Raw genomic sequence first — 16,894 nt, forward strand, 5'->3', positions numbered from 1 at the left:
GTATGAGCACCCTGCCCGATGGCCGTTTTATCGACGATGCGCCTTATGATCCGAATGTGGACATCTCGGCCATCGAACGCGCAGATATGGACGCGCCGAACTGGCTGCTGGTCTGGCGCAAGTTCCGCCGACATCGGCTTGGCCTGATCTCCGCGATCTTTTTGTTCTTCGCTTACGCGTTCATTCCCTTTGCGGGCTTCATCTCGCCCTACACCCCCAACGAACGCAGCGCCGAACACCTGTTCCATCCGCCGCAGGCCATCAAGTTCTGGCATGAGGGCGAATTTGTCGGCCCCTTTGTCTACCCCACCACGGGCGCACCTGATCTGGAAAACTTCCAATGGGTGTACGAGACGGACACCACCCGGCCAATGCCGCTGCAATTCTTTTGCCGGAAATCCGAATATAATCTGATCGGGTTCATCCCGACCGAACGGCACCTGTTCTGCGCGCCCGAGGGGGCCACAGTGTTTATCTTTGGCTCTGACCGGCTGGGACGTGATGTGTTTTCGCGCATTTCCTACGGCGCGCAGCTGTCGCTGACCGTGGGTCTGATCGGCATCACCGTCAGCTTTCTGATCGGCATCACGCTGGGGGCGATGGCAGGTTACTTTGGTGGCTGGGTCGACTGGGTGGTGAACCGCGCGATCGAAATTTTGCGAAGCCTGCCCGAACTGCCCCTGTGGCTGGCCCTGTCGGCGGCGGTGCCGTCAAATTGGGGGCCGGTGTCCGTGTTCTTTATCATATCTATCATCCTCGGGCTTCTGGACTGGCCCGGCTTGGCGCGTGCCGTCCGAAGTAAGTTCCTCTCGCTGAGGGAGGAGGAATATGTGCGCGCGGCAGAGATGATGGGGGCCAAACCGGGCCGGGTGATCCGCCGCCACCTGTTGCCGAATTTCATGTCGCACCTGATCGCCTCGGCCACATTGTCGATCCCGGCGATGATCCTAGGCGAAACGGCGCTGTCGTTCCTTGGCCTTGGCCTGCGTGCGCCTGCGGTGTCGTGGGGCGTGATGCTGAACGATGCGCAAAACCTCGCCAGTATCGAGATTTATCCGTGGACGGCCATCCCGATGCTGCCCATCGTGATCGTCGTGCTGGCGTTCAACTTCCTCGGGGATGGGTTGCGCGACAGCCTCGACCCCTACAGCGACTAGGCCTTGCGCCGCGGCGGCTGAGTGCCACCGGCCTTGGCGGCTGCGCGGCGGGCTTTGTTCTTTTTGCTATTCGGTTTGCCGACTGCGGGCGCGCCGCCGCCTGTTGGCTTGCCTTTTCCGCCCGCCTTGTGGCGCGGTTTTTTCGGCGTTGTGACGGCCCCGCCTTCGATGGCGCGTTCCAGACGGGTCGCAGGCTTGCTGCGGGGTTTGCCCTTGGGCGCGGCGCTCGGTTTGGGCTTGCGCGGTTTCGGGGTTGCGGTGTCGTTCCAGTCGATGGGCGTCGCGTCGGGCTTTGGCGCGTGCGGGATGAGAGGCGTATCACTCCAGACCTTCTTGGCACGCGGTTTGGCGGGCTGGGCATCAGCGTTCTGAGGCTTGGGGCCGCGCGGCGGGCCGTCCTTTCGCTTGGGCTTGCCCTCAAACCTTGGTTTGGCCTGTGATGCTGCCGCAGGCACGTGATCCAGCCGCGTCACCTGCGCGCCGCCTTCCACGGTGCGGTCAGCGCCCAAGGCGGCCACAAACCCATCGACGGCCTCAACTTTCAATTCGACATAAGACATGTCGGACTGGATGCGGATCGCGCCGATATCGTCTTTGGTGATGTCGCCCGCATTGCACAAAATGGGCAGCAGCCGACGCACTTCGACGCCTTGGTCGCGTCCCCCGGTGACGGAAAACCACGTGCTGGGACCAAAGGGCGCGCGGGCTTTGGGAGCCTTGGCGTCCGTGACATCGGACAGGTGTTCCGGCGCAGAATGGCGCGCCCCATGGGTGCGCAACACCGCAGCGGCCAGTTGTTCGGGGCTGAACCGTTCGGTCAGCTTGGCCACCATATCGGCCTCGCTGTCGGCCACAGCGCCGTCCCACATCGGGTCGTCCATCAGACGAAGCGCGTCCTGCGCCCGCACCATTTCCGCGGATGGCGCATCGGTCCATTCGACCTCCAGCTTGGCCCCGCGCAGGATGCGCAACGCTTTGGATCGCACCTTGGCCGTCACGATAAGGGCGCTGGTGCCCTTGCGGCCCGCGCGGCCCGTGCGGCCCGAACGGTGCAGCAACGTCTCGGAATTCGAAGGCAATTCGGCATGGACCACCAGATCAAGGTTCGGCAAATCAATGCCACGCGCTGCCACATCCGTGGCCACACAGACCCGCGCACGCCCGTCGCGCATGGCCTGCAACGCGTTGGTGCGTTCGGATTGCGTCAATTCGCCCGACAAGGCCACCACGGGAAAGCCACGGTTCGACAGGCGCGTCGTCACGCGGTTGACCATCGCGCGGGTGTTGCAGAACACGATGGCATTGGGTGCCTCGTGATATCGCAGGATGTTGATGATCGCGTTTTCCGCATCGTGATTGGCGACGCTCATCGCCTGATAGGCAATGTCTGCGTGCTGATCGGTGCCTGATGTCGTCTCGACCCGAACGGCGTCCTTTTGGTAGGTCTTGGCCAGCCGCGCAATCTGCGCCGGCACCGTCGCCGAGAACATGAGCGTGCGCCGCGTTTCGGGGCAGGCATCCAGAATGAACTCAAGATCCTCGCGAAAGCCCAGATCGAGCATTTCGTCCGCTTCATCCAAGACCACCCCACGGATCGCCGTCAGATCAATCGACCCGCGCATAATATGGTCGCGCAACCGGCCCGGCGTGGCGACGACAATATGCGCCCCGCGCGCCAGCGCGCGCCGTTCGTCGCGCATGTCCATGCCTCCGACGCAAGACGCCATCACAGCGCCTGTTTCAGCATAAAGCCAGCCCAACTCGCGCTTGACCTGCAAGGCCAGTTCGCGCGTCGGCGCGATCACCAGCGCCAGCGGCGCATCCGCCGCATCAAACACATGTGCATCGCCCAGCAATGTCGGACCCAGAGCCAGACCGAACCCAACCGTCTTGCCGGACCCGGTCTGTGCCGACACCAGCAAATCAGCACCGGCAAGCGCAGGCTCGGTCACTGCCGTTTGCACGGGTGTCAGGTCAGTGTAGCCACGCGCAGTCAGCGCGGTTTGAAGCGGGGTGATCACGGCAAAGGTCCTCAGACGGGGGGCAAGGCTGCGCGCCTATGCCCTTTGGCCCGCCTTGTCGAGGGAATTATCGGTCGTCGCCGGTTTCGACCTCGTCCAACAGCTCTTCTTCGATGGCGGCCTGTGCGGCGGACGTAACCGCCTTTTTCTCGTCTTCGGTCAAACCCTCGGCCTGACCGTCGGCCAGTCGCACGGTGACTTCGCGATGGGCGAACTTGATCCCTTCGCGTTCGAACAGCGCGCGGATATCCTCGTAGACCTTTTTGCGCACCAACCATTGATCACCCGGTTTCGTCATGAACTTGACCCGGATGATCATCGCGCTGTCCTGCATCTCGATCACGCCTTGGGATTTCAGCGGCTGAATGAAGTTGTCGCCGATCACCGGATCATCGAGCAGTTCGACACCCAGCTTCTTGATCAGCTTACGCACCTTTTCGACATCCGTGTCATAGGTGACGCGCAGCGGCAGCTTCATGATCACCCAGTCGCGGGAATAATTGGTCAGCACCTGAATTTCGCCAAAGGGGATTGTGTGCAGCGCGCCAAGGTGGTGACGCAACTGAAACGACCGGACAGAGATGTTTTCCACCGTCCCCTTGACCCCGCCCACGTCGATGTATTCGCCCTTGCGGAACGCATCGTCGAACAGGAAAAACGCGCCCGAAAAGATGTCGCGCACAAGGCTTTGCGAGCCAAAGCCCACCGCCACACCAACCACACCCGCACCGGCAAAGAGCGGGCCCACATTCACCCCCATATCCATCAGGGCAATCAGCACGATCGTGATCACGATCACGATCAGGACAAAGTTTCGAAACAGCGGCAAGAGCGTGGCCAGCCGCGACGCAGAGGACCCGCCGCCCTCGTCGCCCAGTTCCGCCTCAACCACGTCGCCTTGCTCTTCGCGGATTTTGGCGTCAATCCAGATCCGAAAGGCGTTGTAGGCGATGTACCCCAGAAACAGGATCACGATGATATCCAGCGCGCGGTCCGTCAGGCTTTCGTCCATCATACCGCCTGTCTCGGGCTGCCAAATCGACAGGAACGCATAAGCGCCGGCCACAAAGGCAAGGATACCGGCAACGCGCTGCGCCAACCCCTGAAAGGTGGTGATCCGCGGCCCAACGGTGGCCATCTCGGAATAGTCGGGGTCCAGCACTTCGCCATCAAACGCGGCCTGTTCCCGCAAGGTGCGTGCCCGGGCAAAGCTACGTTCTATGCCAAAATTGATCACACCATACACAACGATGATCGTCATCAGGATCGCCCAAGCCCCCGCCAGCAGCGGCACGCCCAACGGATCGCCCAGCACAAGGTGGTAGGTCTGTTCGCCCCACGCAAAGATGAAATAGCCCACCGCCAACGGTGCCCACAGCCGCGACAGCACCCGCACAACCCACGTGGCCTGCGTCACCGCCTTGCCATTCAGGATCGCCCCCGTAATGGCCGATGCGTTCACCCAGACCAGCGCGATATTCAGCAGCATCACGAAAAAGGAAACGAAGGAAAACAGGAACACGTACACTTCGTAATTCAGGCCCAACTCTTCGATCCAGACACCGAACAGGATCGCAAAAAATCCAAGGGCCGCCACGATGCTCAGCCACAGGTGCAGCCGTTTGGCCGCCGCATCTTGGATGACGGGGATGCGGTATTGGCTGAGATATGGCGACAGGATCATGCGCCAGATGCCCGCCACCAAGCGGGTCAGAAAGTAGCCCACATTGATCAGCGATACAGTGAATTGCATCGCCGTATCCTCAAGCGGGCCGAATATGATGAAACCGAGGACATAGGCCACCGCCATGGACACCAGAATACCCACCACGCCCGCGAGAAAGCGGAACACCAGAAACGGCATCTTTTCCGCATAGCCCTGCGGGTTCTGACGAATGCGTGCCACAACGAACCGTTTGGCGATGCGTTTGCCGAAAATCTGCGCTTCGAACACCATCCCGGCGGCGAACAGGGCAAGGCTGAACAGCAGTGCCTCGACATAGGCAAAGATGGTGCCGTCCGGGCTTGAGGCGCGCAGGATGAACAGCACTTCCTGAAAGGCGGCAGGCAGGTTCAGCAGACGTTCGATCAGCGCAGATCGAAAGGCCACCGCGTCGTCCTGTATGGTCATAAGCGTGCTGCCGTCACCCAATCCGGGCGCGGTCGAAGCCGGTTCAGCCGCTTGGGTCAGAACGCGGCCATCGCTGTCGATCACGACGACGCTGACGCCATTCTGGGCGGCCTGACGCATGATCTCGGACACGCTGTCCTGCGTCGTGTCAGCGCCACTGCCCGGCAGAAGGCTGCCAAGCCCCTGCGCGGTTGCCACCCCTGCCCAAAGGATGAGCACCGCGATGATGCACAGGTGCATACCCTGCCAACACAGTCGTCTCGTCACGTGTCCCGCCACCCGTTCCGGTCTTGTCGGGCCAAACGCTACGCCACGGCTGGCGCGATGACAATGTGGCGAGGCACACCGGGCACACATCGCATCACCCTTTGGCGATCACGGTGTGTCCCCCTTGAAGACTGCCCTGAAACACGCCACCTGCCGAGCGTAAGTACACCACCAAGAAGGGAATCCGGCGCTCATGGCTTGGGATCGGAACACGCTGTGCTATACCGGCCAGAACGATTCATTGGGTGCGGCTTGCGTGGCTGTCCCGAACCATGACGAGACGATGACAATGCGGCACACGTACCCGCCCGCTGAGCCGGCAGGACCCATGCACCAACGGCGCGCCGTTTTGTACAGCCACGACACATTCGGTCTTGGCCACCTGCGGCGCTCGCGTGCGCTGGCCTCTGCGCTGACCCAGTCGGGGGTCGTGACGTCCGCCATTATCCTCACCGGCAGCCCTGTTGCGGGGCGGTTCACCTTTCCTCCGGCCGTTGACCACGTGCGCCTGCCCGGCGTGAAGAAGCTGCCCGATGGCAGCTACATCAGCAAGAACAGCGGCATGGACATCGACGGCACCACGGCCCTGCGCGCGGGGCTTATCGCGTCGACCGTGGCCGAGTACGAGCCGGACCTGCTGATCGTCGACAAGGAGCCCACCGGATTTCGCGGCGAATTGGTGCCGACGCTAGAAAAGCTGCGCAATGCGGGCAAAACGCGGATCGTGCTGGGCCTGCGTGACGTGTTGGACGAACCGGACGTGCTGGCCGCCGAATGGGCGCGCAAGAACGCGGTCGAAGCAACCGAACGGTTCTATGACGAGGTGTGGGTCTATGGACCGCGCTCCGTCTATGACCCGACCCAAGGCTTGCCACTGTCCGACCGGGTGCGGGCGCGCACCCATTGGACGGGATATCTGCGCCGCGAGATCATCGATCCTGCGGAGGTGCCGGACGAACCCTACATCCTGATCACGCCCGGTGGCGGTGGCGATGGTGCCGCGATGGTGGACCTCGTGCTGCAAGCCTATGAAAAGGATGCCGATCTGGGCCCCAAGGCAGTGCTGGTCTATGGCCCGTTCCTCTCTGGCGAGACCCGCGACCGGTTCGAGGCGCGCGTGGCCGACCTCAATGGTCGGGTGATCGCCACCGGGTTCGACAGCAAGATCGAAGCGCTTTTTGCCGGGGCCGAAGGGGTTGTGTCCATGGGCGGTTACAACACGTTCTGCGAGTTGCTGTCATTTGATGCGCGCGCCGTCATCGTGCCCCGCACCAAGCCGCGACTGGAACAGTGGATACGAGCCAACCGCGCCGAGGAACTGGGGCTGGTGCGCAACCTCGACCAGTTCCGGGACGGGCTGACGCCGGATGCGATGATCGCCGCAATTCGCGCCCTGCCCACGCAGACGCGCCCGAGCGAAGCCGGGGCCGACGGATTGCTGGACGGGCTCGACGTGGTGATCGCGCGCGCCCGCGCGCTTATGGGTGCGGATGTGCAAAGCGCGGCTGAATGACCAACTCCACCGCGCCGCTGGCAATCGCGGTCAAAGGCTGGCCGCGGCTGTCAGAGACTTTCATTGCTCAGGAATTGCTGGCGCTGGAACGCGCCGGGATACGCTTTGAAATCTGGTCATTGCGCCACCCCACCGACACCAAGACGCACCCGCTGAGCGACGCCGTGCAGGCCCACGTGCGATATCTGCCAGAGTACCTGCGCAATGAACCGGGCCGCGTGCTGCGCGGATTTGGAGCGGCGCTGCTGCGGCCGCGCTTTTGGCGCACGGCTGCGCAGTTCCTGCGCGACCTCGCCCGCGATCGGACATCAAACCGCCTGCGCCGCTTTGGTCAGGCCTGCGTCATGGCACGCGAGCTGCCAACGGGGACCCGCGCCATCTACGCCCATTTTCTGCACACTCCATCCTCTGTTGCCCGTTACGCCGCGATGCTGCGCGGCATCCCATGGTCCTTTTCGGCCCACGCCAAGGACATCTGGACCTCACCCGATTGGGAACTGCGGGACAAGCTTGATGTCGCCACATCCGGCGCGGCATACGGCGCCACCTGCACCCGTTTCGGAGCGGAGCATTTGCAATCCTTGGCACGTACGACGCAAGTCGACCTTGTCTATCATGGTCTCGATCTTGACCGCTTTCCAACCCGGCCGGACCGGCCCTTGCGTGCGCCAAATGACCCCTTCCGCATGGTATCTGTGGGTCGGCTGGTGGAAAAGAAAGGCTTTGACCGGCTAATCGACGCCCTCGCGCTGCTGCCTGATCGGCTGGATTGGCATTGGACCCACATCGGCGGTGGCACGCTTGGCGACGACATGCGCGCCCGCGCAGAACGGCACGGCCTGTCCAAGCGGATCACTTGGCGTGGGGCCTGCGACCAGCCCGAAGTGATCGCAGCCATGCGCGCCGCCCACCTCTTTGTCTTGCCGAGCCGCGTGGCGGCTGACGGTGACCGCGACGGGCTGCCCAATGTGCTGATGGAAGCGGCAAGCCAAGGTCTGCCCATCCTGTCCACCCCGGTATCCGCCATTCCTGAATTCATCGAAAACGGCATCCACGGCGTTCTAAGCGATGACAGCCCATCCGCGCTGGCCCAGAACATGATCGACCTCGCCGCACATCCTGCGCGGGCGCAAGCGCTTGCCGATGCGGCCCATACCCGCCTGCGCAGCGATTTCACAATGCAACCGGGTATCGACCACTTGGCACAGCGGTTGCGTGCGGTGATGGACACATGAGCATCGCCTTTTTCGCCCCGCTCAAGCCACCAACACACCCTGTGCCGTCAGGCGACCGGTCGGTGGCGCGCGCGGTGATGTCGGCGCTTGATCACGCGGGCTATGACGTGTGCCTTGCTTCTGAGTTGCGGCTTTATGATGGCTCCGGCGTTGCGGACACACAGGCGCAGCTCGCGGCGCAGGCGGACGCCGAAATCCGGCGCCTCTGTGCAACCAAGCGATCCGCAAGCTGGTCGCATTGGCTGACCTACCACAATTATTACAAGGCCCCCGACCTGATCGGCCCACGCGTCAGCGCGGCGCTGAACATCCCCTATTTGCAGGTCGAAAGCACCCGCGCGCGCAAGCGCCTGACCGGACCGTGGTCGGCCTTTGCCGCCGCAGCCGAGGCGGCCAGCGATGCCGCCCGTGCAATTTTTTACTTCACCGGGCACGATGCCGAAACGCTGCGCCGGGATGCGCCTGCCGGGCAACGGCTTGTCCATTTGCCGCCCTTTCTGAACAGCGCTGCCCTGCCCGCGCCGAGCGACCTGAGTGGCCCGCTGCTGAGCGTGGCCATGATGCGCGCAGGCGACAAAGTGGCGTCTTACCAACTGATCGCTGACGCGTTGGCCATGTTGCCGAAACGTCTGGAGTGGCACCTGAATATCGCAGGCGACGGACCGGCCCGCGCAGAGGTGCAAGCGCTCATGGCCCCGTTTGGTCCGCGCGTGACATTTCTGGGCGAATGCGATGCCGATGCGTTGGCCCGACACTACGCGACCGCCCGGGCGCTGCTTTGGCCCGGTATCAACGAAGCCTTTGGCATGGTCTATCTGGAGGCGCAGGCCGCAGGGGTGCCGGTGATCGCGCAGGACCGCCCCGGTGTGCGCGATGTGGTTGCAGGGACGCATCCGGTTCCGGCAGCCGGCCCACAGGCCCTTGCGGAACGCATTGCCGCATTGTGGACCGACCCAACAATGGCACGTGCCGAGGGTGACGCTGCCCGTCACAGGATGACCCGCACGCACCTGTTGCCAAAGGCCGCCGCCACCTTGCGCCAAACCATTGAGGCCGTGACATGATCCGCCTTGGGCTTTTGCGACATGGGCACACGTCTTGGAACCGCGCGGGGCGCATTCAGGGACGGACGGATATCGCACTGGATGACGAGGCGCGCGCGCAACTGGGCGCGCTGCGGCTTCCTGATGGCTGGGCGGATGCGGATATCGTATCAAGCCCGCTGTCGCGCGCTGTTGAGACAGGTGTCTTGGTGACCGGAAAGACGCCCTTGGAAATCCCTGCCCTCACCGAAATGGATTGGGGCGCATGGGAGGGTGCGCGCGGCGAAGACTTGAACGCCGATCCAGCAAGCGGGTTTCGCCATATCGAAGACTGGGGCTGGGATTATTGCCCACCGGATGGAGAAAGCCCCCGCGCAGTGCGCGCGCGCCTGCTGCCTTGGGTCAGCACCCTTGCGCGTGACACGGTTGCGATCTGTCACATCGGGATCATGCGGGTGCTTTTGGCCCATGCCACCGGGTGGGCGTTTGACGGCCCCGCCCCGTTCCAGATCAAGCGCAACCGGCTTTTTGTGCTGCACATAGATGGCAATGACTGGCAGGTGGCCCCGGTCGAGCGGCTGCAAGAGGGCCCGCCATGCGGGTGATGATCGTGGTCACGCATTTGTTGGGCACGGGCCACCTTGCCCGCGCGCTCACCCTCGGGCGCGCCTTTGCTGATGCGGGGCATCGTGTCATGGTGCTCAGCGGTGGACTGCCGGTGCCGCATTTTGAAACGGTTGGGCTGCAACTGGAACAACTTGCCCCGCTGCGGTCGGACGGAACGGATTTCACCACCCTGCTTGACGCGCAAGGCGCACAGGCGGGCCCAGCCTATCGCGCCGCACGCATCGCCACGGCGCTTGACCGGTTCCACTCCTTCGCACCCGACGTGCTGATCACAGAGCTTTTTCCGTTTGGGCGGCGCAATCTGCGAGACGAATTTATGGCGCTGCTCGACGCTGCGACGGCCAAGCGGACTGTCATCCTGTCGTCGGTGCGCGATATCCTCGCCCCTCCCTCCAAGCCTGCCAAGGTCGCCTTCGCAGACGATATGGTGCAGCGCTATTACCGGGGCGTTCTGGTCCACGCGGACCGCGACATTGTCACACTTGATCAAAGCTGGCCCGTGTCGGACACCCTCGCGCCCTACCTGAACTACACCGGGTTTGTCGCACCACCAGCGCCTGCCGGGGCCTCGGAGCGCAACGATACAATCCTCGTCAGTGCAGGCGGCGGCGCGGTGGGCGACACGATTTATGACACTGCGCTGGCAAGCGCTGTGCGTCACCCCGACACGACGTGGCATTTGCTGGTCGGCGGAGAAGACATGCGTCGCAACGCTTTGGCGGCGCGTGCACCACAGAACGTCGTCGTTGACGCACCCCGGCCTGATTTCCGCAATCTGTTGATGCATGTGGGCGCATCCGTGTCGATGTGCGGCTACAATACCGCGCTGGATTTGTTGCAGACAGGGGTGCCCGCCGTCATCATCCCATTTGACGATGGTAACGAGGTGGAACAGGGCCTGCGCGCAGCGGCACTGGCACAACAACCAGGCATCACCGTTGTTCGGCAGGATGCGCTGATCCCCGATACGCTGATGTCCGCCTTGCACGCCGTGCGGCAGGAGGAACGGACGCCGCGTCGCATTGGCATGACCGGCGCCGCCGAGGCCGTGCGCATCACCGGAAAGCTATGGGGGCGCAACCATGGCCAACCCTGACTGGACACCGCTCCGCAACGCCTTGCGGGATTGCCGCGCGGCGAACACGATGCCCACGCTCTGGTGGCGCGATGATGACGCCGTCGCACCGACACGCGCGCTCGACCAACTGTGTGCCCTGACCGAGACCTTCCACCTGTCTGTCCACCTTGCCATCATCCCGGCCCTCGCGACGGACGCCCTCGCCGCATATTGCGTCGATGCGCCACTGATCCCGGTGGTCCATGGTTGGGCGCACACCGACCACAGCGCCGCGCACGACAAAAAGAACGAATTTCTCACCCCGCGCCCCGACGCCAAACGCGATGCTGCACGCGGGTTGACGCATATGCGCAGCCTGTTTGGGCAGACCCTTAGACCCATGTTCGTTCCGCCGTGGAACCGTATCAGCGCGCAGGTCACAACCGCCCTGCCGGATATGGGCTACACAACCTTGTCGACATTCGGCCCGCGCGGGGCAGCCGTTCCGGGCCTTACCCGGATCAACACCCACGTGGACCCGATCCACTGGAAAGGCACGCGCAGCCTTGTTGATACGCAAACCCTGATCGACGACGCCGCAGCGCACCTTCGGCAACGCAGCACGGGCGCTGCCGATGCGTCCGAACCATTTGGCCTGCTGACCCACCACCTTGTGCATGACGCGGCGATTTGGGCATTTGCCGAAACCTTCCTTACCGAAATGCTGACGGGTGGTGCCACGCCCTGGCAGATGGAGACATGACATGAGCAGACTTGAATCCATGCGCCGACGGCTCAGCGCGCAGATTGACGGCATCAACTGGGCGGCGGCGCGCATCGCGAACACCCCCGGCGATGTGCTGGAACTGGGCCTCGGCAACGGGCGTACTTACGATCATCTGCGTCAGGAAATTCCCGACCGGCGCATTTGGGTGATTGACCGCGTGCTCAACCCACACCCAAGCTGCATCCCGCCCACCGAAAACTTCCTCGAAGGTGAGGCAGAGGATATGTTGGCGCGTCTCGCCACCCAAGGTCACAAGATGGCGCTGGCCCATTACGACTTTGGCTACGGGATCAAGGAAAAGGACGTCGCCGAAGGCGCCGCCCTCAGCCCGCATATCGCCGCTGTCATGGCCCCCGGCGGTCTGATCGTGTCACAACAGCCCCTGACCGGGTTCAGACAGATTTCTGGACCGGACACGATCGACCCGGACCGTTATCTTTTCTACCTGGCCTAGAATTTCGATCACGTTTCACGCCCGTCGCTTGCCAGAGCGCAAGCCCGCCCTCTACCTTCAACGACGATTCTAAGGCGGGCCCGAGACCTGCCATGTCCAACGGGAGTGAATGGATGACATTTATCAAGACGGCCATGTTGGCCGCCGCAGTTACTGTGCTGGCAACCGCCAGCTTTGCCGCCCCCCTCAAACTCAAGCCAGCCAGCCCGCAACCTTCGGGACTGAAAAAGGGGCTGGCGGTCAGTTACGCCTACCCGTCTGACGTCAAGACGCTCGGCAACGCCCAAAACGCCTTGCGCAAATCCAAGCCCGGCAAACCGCTGGCGGGGCTCGACTATCGCGACACCAATGACGGGGACAAAACGTTGACGTCCAAACGCGCCCACCACGTGGTGGCCAAGATCACGGGCTACGTGAAATTTGACGCGGCGGGGACATACAACATCGATTTTCTGACCAATGATGGACTGGATGCGAATGTTGGCGGTCAACAGGTGGGGTACTTTAACGGGCGCCAATCCTGCGCCGAAACCCGCGCCGTGCAGGTCGAGGTGCCGCAAGCGGGCTGGTATCCTGTGGACATCCTCTACTTTCAGCGTGTGGGCACATCCTGCCTGCACATGCGCGCGGGCCAAGGCGCCCCGGATTGGATGCCCAACGCGGCCTTTGGCCACAAGTAACACGTCCCGAGGTGGGACACACCCAAGGGCGCGCCGGTCAGGCGACCGCGCGCCCCTTTTTCCGTGGCACGCGCGGTGAGACTGTTCAGGCTGTCGGAAAATACGAAAAGGCGTCAGGGGCGCGGACCGAAATCCTTGCCGTGCCCAAGGGCACATCCTGACGCCTCGTTGAACCTCATCATCCCCCCAGAGGGCGACATTTGGCCCAGCTTGCTCGGGGCGTTACCACCCGTCGCCGAGACATTTCAACCGAAGCCAATCCGCCTCCCGCATTAACCCTGCTGACACCGCCCATTCGCCACGACGCTTTCACGCCCACACGATCCGACCTGCATCCGGTTGCCCGTTGATGGTTCGGCTAGGTGTTGCCACCCGTCCTACACATCCCGTTGCCCCCGGGGCCTTTGCGTCCACCGCTTTGTTCAAGGAACTCTGCGCCGGTAGGTTTAACGTGCGGTATCGGGGATGAGTCGCGCAACGAAAAAATCGCGCGGTGGCGAAATTTCTTGGGGATAAGCTGTTGATATTACTTGTGTGTTTCCTGTGGAGAAGGTGGGGATAAGATTGGAATGTGTAGCATTAGCCGGAGCTTGGGATTGGTCAGCAGCTATGTCGTTTACGTGGGTTTGCCCAATGATATTGAAACACTGGTTACGTTCCAATAGTCAGCGCACACAGCGTCCAAATACTGTACTTTGGGTAACCTCAACCAGCGAAACGCACTGCTTTCATTTGTATCCACCAACACACTATCCATCTACATGTTCGGATGGATTGGACACATTAATACCGGAAAAAAGAGTTCGAAACAATTGAGCTCGGAGTTCTGCCTTCGTAAGTTCGTCGAAGTATCGAGACGTTGCGCCCAGCTTATGCATCCTGTAGATTCTAGATGAATAAGGCACGACGGAATGCTGATATTTGTGATGACTGATGATTTCTGCGTAGTCTCCGTTTCTGTAATTCTTGATGACAGAGTCTTTATTGTCCCACCAGATATCAGCTTTGGTAACAATCGTAATCACACGCGGCGGGCGCTTTGACTCTGAAAGAGTTTCACACCACTCTGCCAGCAAATCTATCTCAATATCCCGATGTTCTTTCAAAAATTCGGCTTGCACCGCTCCGTTATCATCAAAAATCAAGCTTGCGTTTTCTTCTGAATACTCGTGGTACCCATACGAAACAACGTTCAAAACGAGATCATACTTTCTACGCGCCGCTTCGGCAATTGCCTCCAGCCTCGCGTCAAACATACTCAGTTCGCCCGGAGCCTCAACAAACTCAAACAAGTTCTTGGAAATTTCAATATTGTTTCTTTCAACGAATTGAGTCCGCTCCAAAATACCGACAACGTCAGGGACGACAGACGAAAGACTGCGGATCAGTTGAGTTTTTCCAGCACCAGATGAGCCGAGTACGAGTATCCGGTGTTTCTTTCGAAAAACTGCAAGAAACTTGTCTAACCAACCCTCTTTTTTTGCAGTTCGGTAAACGTCAACTACTGCTTTTCCTATCGTCGCTTCCGAGTTTATCATTCTGCATCGTGGCCCTTGACTAGGAAGACTTCTAATAGTCCACGAACAGTACGTTGAAAGCTCACGTAGGCATTTACGTCTTCAGTGCGCATCAGTACCCACATTGCTGCGGCGCTCAGAACGTGAATGCGGCACAACTTATCGCAAAAGCGACGTGAGAAAGAGTTGGCTCCGTCGACCTTTGGGTCCAAGTACTGACGGTTCACTAAAACACCCAAACTTTTTCCAAATAAACTACGTGATTTACGTCTACACGGCGAGGAGGGTAACGCACTGATTTACTGAGAGCATCGTCCATAGACTAGGGTGATGTTTTAGCTATCCATTTTGAGTGCGCTGATGAATGCCTCCTGCGGAATATCCACCTTCCCAAACTGCCGCATCTTCTTCTTCCCGGCCTTCTGCTTGTCCAGCAACTTCCGCTTCCGCGTCGCATCCCCACCATAGCACTTGGCCGTGACGTCCTTGCGCATCGCGGACAGTGTCTCGCGAGCGATGACTTTGCCGCCAATCGCCGCCTGGATCGGGATTTTGAACATGTGGCGGGGGATCAGGTCCTTTAGCTTTTCGACCATGGCGCGGCCCCGCATCTCGGCTCGGTCGCGGTGGACCATGATCGACAGGGCATCCACGGGCTCGTCATTCACGAGGATCGACATCTTGACCAGATTGTCCTGGCGGTAGCCCGTCAGTTGGTAGTCGAAGGACGCATAGCCCTTGGTCACCGATTTCAGGCGGTCGTAGAAGTCGAACACCACCTCGTTCAGCGGCAGGTCGTAGACCACCATCGCGCGGGAGCCTGCATAGGTCAGGTCCTCTTGAATCCCGCGCCGGTCCTGACACAGTTTCAGCACGTCGCCGAGGTATTCATCGGGCACAAGGATCGTCGCCTTGATCCGCGGTTCCTGCATGTGATCCACGACCGACAAATCGGGCATGTCGGCGGGGTTGTGCAGTTCCATCATCGACCCGTCGCGCATGTGCACGTGGTAGATGACGGAGGGCGCGGTGGTGATCAATTCGATGTTGTACTCGCGCTCAATCCGATCGCGAATCACCTCAAGATGCAGCAACCCGAGGAATCCGCAGCGGAAACCAAATCCCAATGCAGCGGACGTTTCCATCTCGAACGAGAAGGACGCGTCGTTCAGCGCCAGTTTGTCGATGGCGTCGCGCAGATCTTCGAATTCGGCACTGTCCACGGGGAACAGGCCGCAGAACACAACGGGTTGTGCAGGCTTAAAGCCCGGCAGCGGCGCGACCTCTTTGCGTTCATGGGTGATCGTGTCGCCGACGCGGGTGTCGCGCACCTGTTTGATGGACGCGGTGAGAAATCCGATCTCGCCGGGGCCCAAGGAGTCCACCATTTCCATCTGCGGACGGAAGACGCCCACGCGGTCCACGTGGTGGACGGTCTTGTTGGACAGAAACTTGATCTTTTCGCCCTTCTTGAGCCGCCCGTCGATGACGCGGATCAGGACGATCACACCGAGATAGCTGTCATACCAACTGTCGACCAGCATGGCCTTGAGCGGGGCGTCGGGATCACCTTTGGGGGCGGGCAGCAGCTGGACAATCGCCTCGAGCGTTTCGTGAATGCCCTCGCCTGTCTTGGCAGAAACGGCGATGGCGCCCGAGGCGTCGATGCCGATCACGTCTTCGACCTGTTCCGCCACCCGGTCGATATCCGAGGCCGGCAGGTCGATCTTGTTGAAAACCGGGACGATCTCGTGGTCGGCGTCGATGGCCTGATAGACATTGGCGAGCGTCTGCGCCTCGACCCCTTGGGTGCTGTCCACGACCAGCAAAGAACCTTCGACCGCGCGCATGGAGCGGCTGACCTCATAGGCAAAATCGACGTGTCCGGGTGTGTCGATCAGGTTGAGCACATAAGCCTGTCCATCGTCGGCGGTGTAGTCGATGCGGACGGTGTTGGCCTTGATCGTGATGCCCCGCTCGCGTTCGATATCCATACTGTCGAGCAGCTGTTCCTTCATGTCCCGGTCGGCCACGGTGTTGGTGGACTGAATGAGACGGTCGGCGAGCGTGGATTTCCCGTGGTCGATATGGGCGACGATGGAGAAATTGCGGATATGGCTGAGCGGTGTCATGGGCTGGATATGTCGCGGAACTGGGGGTTGGTCAATGGGCCAGAGAGCCGCGCCACGCAACGTTCGGTGGGGTGTGTCGGGGTGTGGGCGGGAATCGCGGGTTAACGCCTGTGGTTTATGGCAAATCCGGGGGGCACCATGCGTACATCAGGCGTACACCCCCCGTGCACCTTTTGCCGGGTTAACAGGGCGTGCGGTTGTGTTTGTTAAGGATGGGTTAAAGGGTTGCAGGAGCTTTTACCCTTCGTACTGGTTTCGTATATGCGGGCATTC

The 16,894-nt window shown here is 61.2% G+C and carries 14 protein-coding genes; 10 read left to right on the forward strand and 4 right to left on the reverse strand.

Annotated features, from left to right (window positions below):
• The first annotated feature begins 2 nt into the window (after positions 1–2).
• A complete protein-coding gene (locus Q1A85_RS12245) occupies positions 3–1,157 on the forward strand; it encodes an ABC transporter permease (protein WP_299689334.1) in 1,155 nt (384 codons plus the stop codon).
• On the opposite strand, the gene Q1A85_RS12250 is transcribed toward Q1A85_RS12245, so the two are convergent.
• Positions 1,154–3,178, reverse strand: coding sequence for a DEAD/DEAH box helicase (locus Q1A85_RS12250; protein WP_299689337.1), 2,025 nt, complete (start codon positions 3,176–3,178; stop codon positions 1,154–1,156). The genes Q1A85_RS12245 and Q1A85_RS12250 overlap by 4 nt on opposite strands.
• 67 nt (positions 3,179–3,245) lie before the next feature.
• Positions 3,246–5,576 carry a mechanosensitive ion channel domain-containing protein gene (locus Q1A85_RS12255; RefSeq protein ID WP_299689341.1) on the reverse strand — a complete coding sequence of 777 codons (2,331 nt, stop codon included), beginning with the start codon at positions 5,574–5,576 and terminating at the stop codon, positions 3,246–3,248.
• Positions 5,577–5,865: 289 nt separating this feature from the next.
• On the opposite strand from Q1A85_RS12255, the gene Q1A85_RS12260 reads away from it, so the two are divergent.
• The 9 genes from Q1A85_RS12260 to Q1A85_RS12300 all read left to right on the forward strand — a co-directional run bounded on the left by Q1A85_RS12260 (position 5,866) and on the right by Q1A85_RS12300 (position 13,133).
• Entirely contained in the window at positions 5,866–7,089 is a 1,224-nt protein-coding gene (locus tag Q1A85_RS12260; RefSeq protein WP_299690210.1) for a glycosyltransferase, read from the forward strand.
• Positions 7,086–8,324: a glycosyltransferase family 4 protein gene (locus Q1A85_RS12265; RefSeq protein ID WP_299689344.1), complete on the forward strand. Its 1,239-nt coding sequence runs from the start codon at positions 7,086–7,088 to the stop codon at positions 8,322–8,324. Before Q1A85_RS12260 ends, Q1A85_RS12265 begins: the two co-directional genes overlap by 4 nt.
• A complete protein-coding gene (locus tag Q1A85_RS12270; RefSeq protein ID WP_299689347.1) occupies positions 8,321–9,388 on the forward strand; it encodes a glycosyltransferase family 4 protein in 1,068 nt (355 codons plus the stop codon). The genes Q1A85_RS12265 and Q1A85_RS12270 overlap by 4 nt, the downstream gene beginning before the upstream one ends.
• Positions 9,385–9,972, forward strand: coding sequence for a histidine phosphatase family protein (locus tag Q1A85_RS12275; protein ID WP_299689350.1), 588 nt, complete (start codon positions 9,385–9,387; stop codon positions 9,970–9,972). Before Q1A85_RS12270 ends, Q1A85_RS12275 begins: the two co-directional genes overlap by 4 nt.
• Positions 9,963–11,090 carry a glycosyltransferase gene (locus tag Q1A85_RS12280; RefSeq protein WP_299689353.1) on the forward strand — a complete coding sequence of 376 codons (1,128 nt, stop codon included), beginning with the start codon at positions 9,963–9,965 and terminating at the stop codon, positions 11,088–11,090. Before Q1A85_RS12275 ends, Q1A85_RS12280 begins: the two co-directional genes overlap by 10 nt.
• Complete coding sequence (locus Q1A85_RS12285) at positions 11,077–11,814, forward strand: polysaccharide deacetylase family protein (RefSeq protein WP_299689356.1); 738 nt, start codon at positions 11,077–11,079, stop codon at positions 11,812–11,814. Before Q1A85_RS12280 ends, Q1A85_RS12285 begins: the two co-directional genes overlap by 14 nt.
• A 1-nt stretch (position 11,815) precedes the next feature.
• The gene (locus Q1A85_RS12290; protein ID WP_299689359.1) at positions 11,816–12,292 is read left to right on the forward strand and encodes a class I SAM-dependent methyltransferase; all 477 of its coding nucleotides are present in this window, start codon (positions 11,816–11,818) and stop codon (positions 12,290–12,292) included.
• A gap of 113 nt (positions 12,293–12,405) precedes the next feature.
• Complete coding sequence (locus tag Q1A85_RS12295) at positions 12,406–12,972, forward strand: PA14 domain-containing protein (RefSeq protein ID WP_299689362.1); 567 nt, start codon at positions 12,406–12,408, stop codon at positions 12,970–12,972.
• A gap of 11 nt (positions 12,973–12,983) precedes the next feature.
• Positions 12,984–13,133 carry a hypothetical protein gene (locus Q1A85_RS12300; protein ID WP_299689366.1) on the forward strand — a complete coding sequence of 50 codons (150 nt, stop codon included), beginning with the start codon at positions 12,984–12,986 and terminating at the stop codon, positions 13,131–13,133.
• Between the two features lie 588 nt (positions 13,134–13,721).
• Here Q1A85_RS12300 and Q1A85_RS12305 read toward each other — a convergent pair.
• Together Q1A85_RS12305 and lepA are read right to left on the reverse strand one after the other, a co-directional pair.
• Entirely contained in the window at positions 13,722–14,510 is a 789-nt protein-coding gene (locus tag Q1A85_RS12305; RefSeq protein WP_299689369.1) for a GTPase domain-containing protein, read from the reverse strand.
• A 314-nt stretch (positions 14,511–14,824) separates the two neighbouring features.
• Complete coding sequence (gene lepA, locus Q1A85_RS12310; RefSeq protein WP_299689372.1) at positions 14,825–16,621, reverse strand: translation elongation factor 4; 1,797 nt, start codon at positions 16,619–16,621, stop codon at positions 14,825–14,827.
• Positions 16,622–16,894 lie beyond the last annotated feature (273 nt).

The sequence above is a fragment of the uncultured Tateyamaria sp. genome, from assembly GCF_947503385.1.
Lineage (GTDB): Bacteria > Pseudomonadota > Alphaproteobacteria > Rhodobacterales > Rhodobacteraceae > Tateyamaria.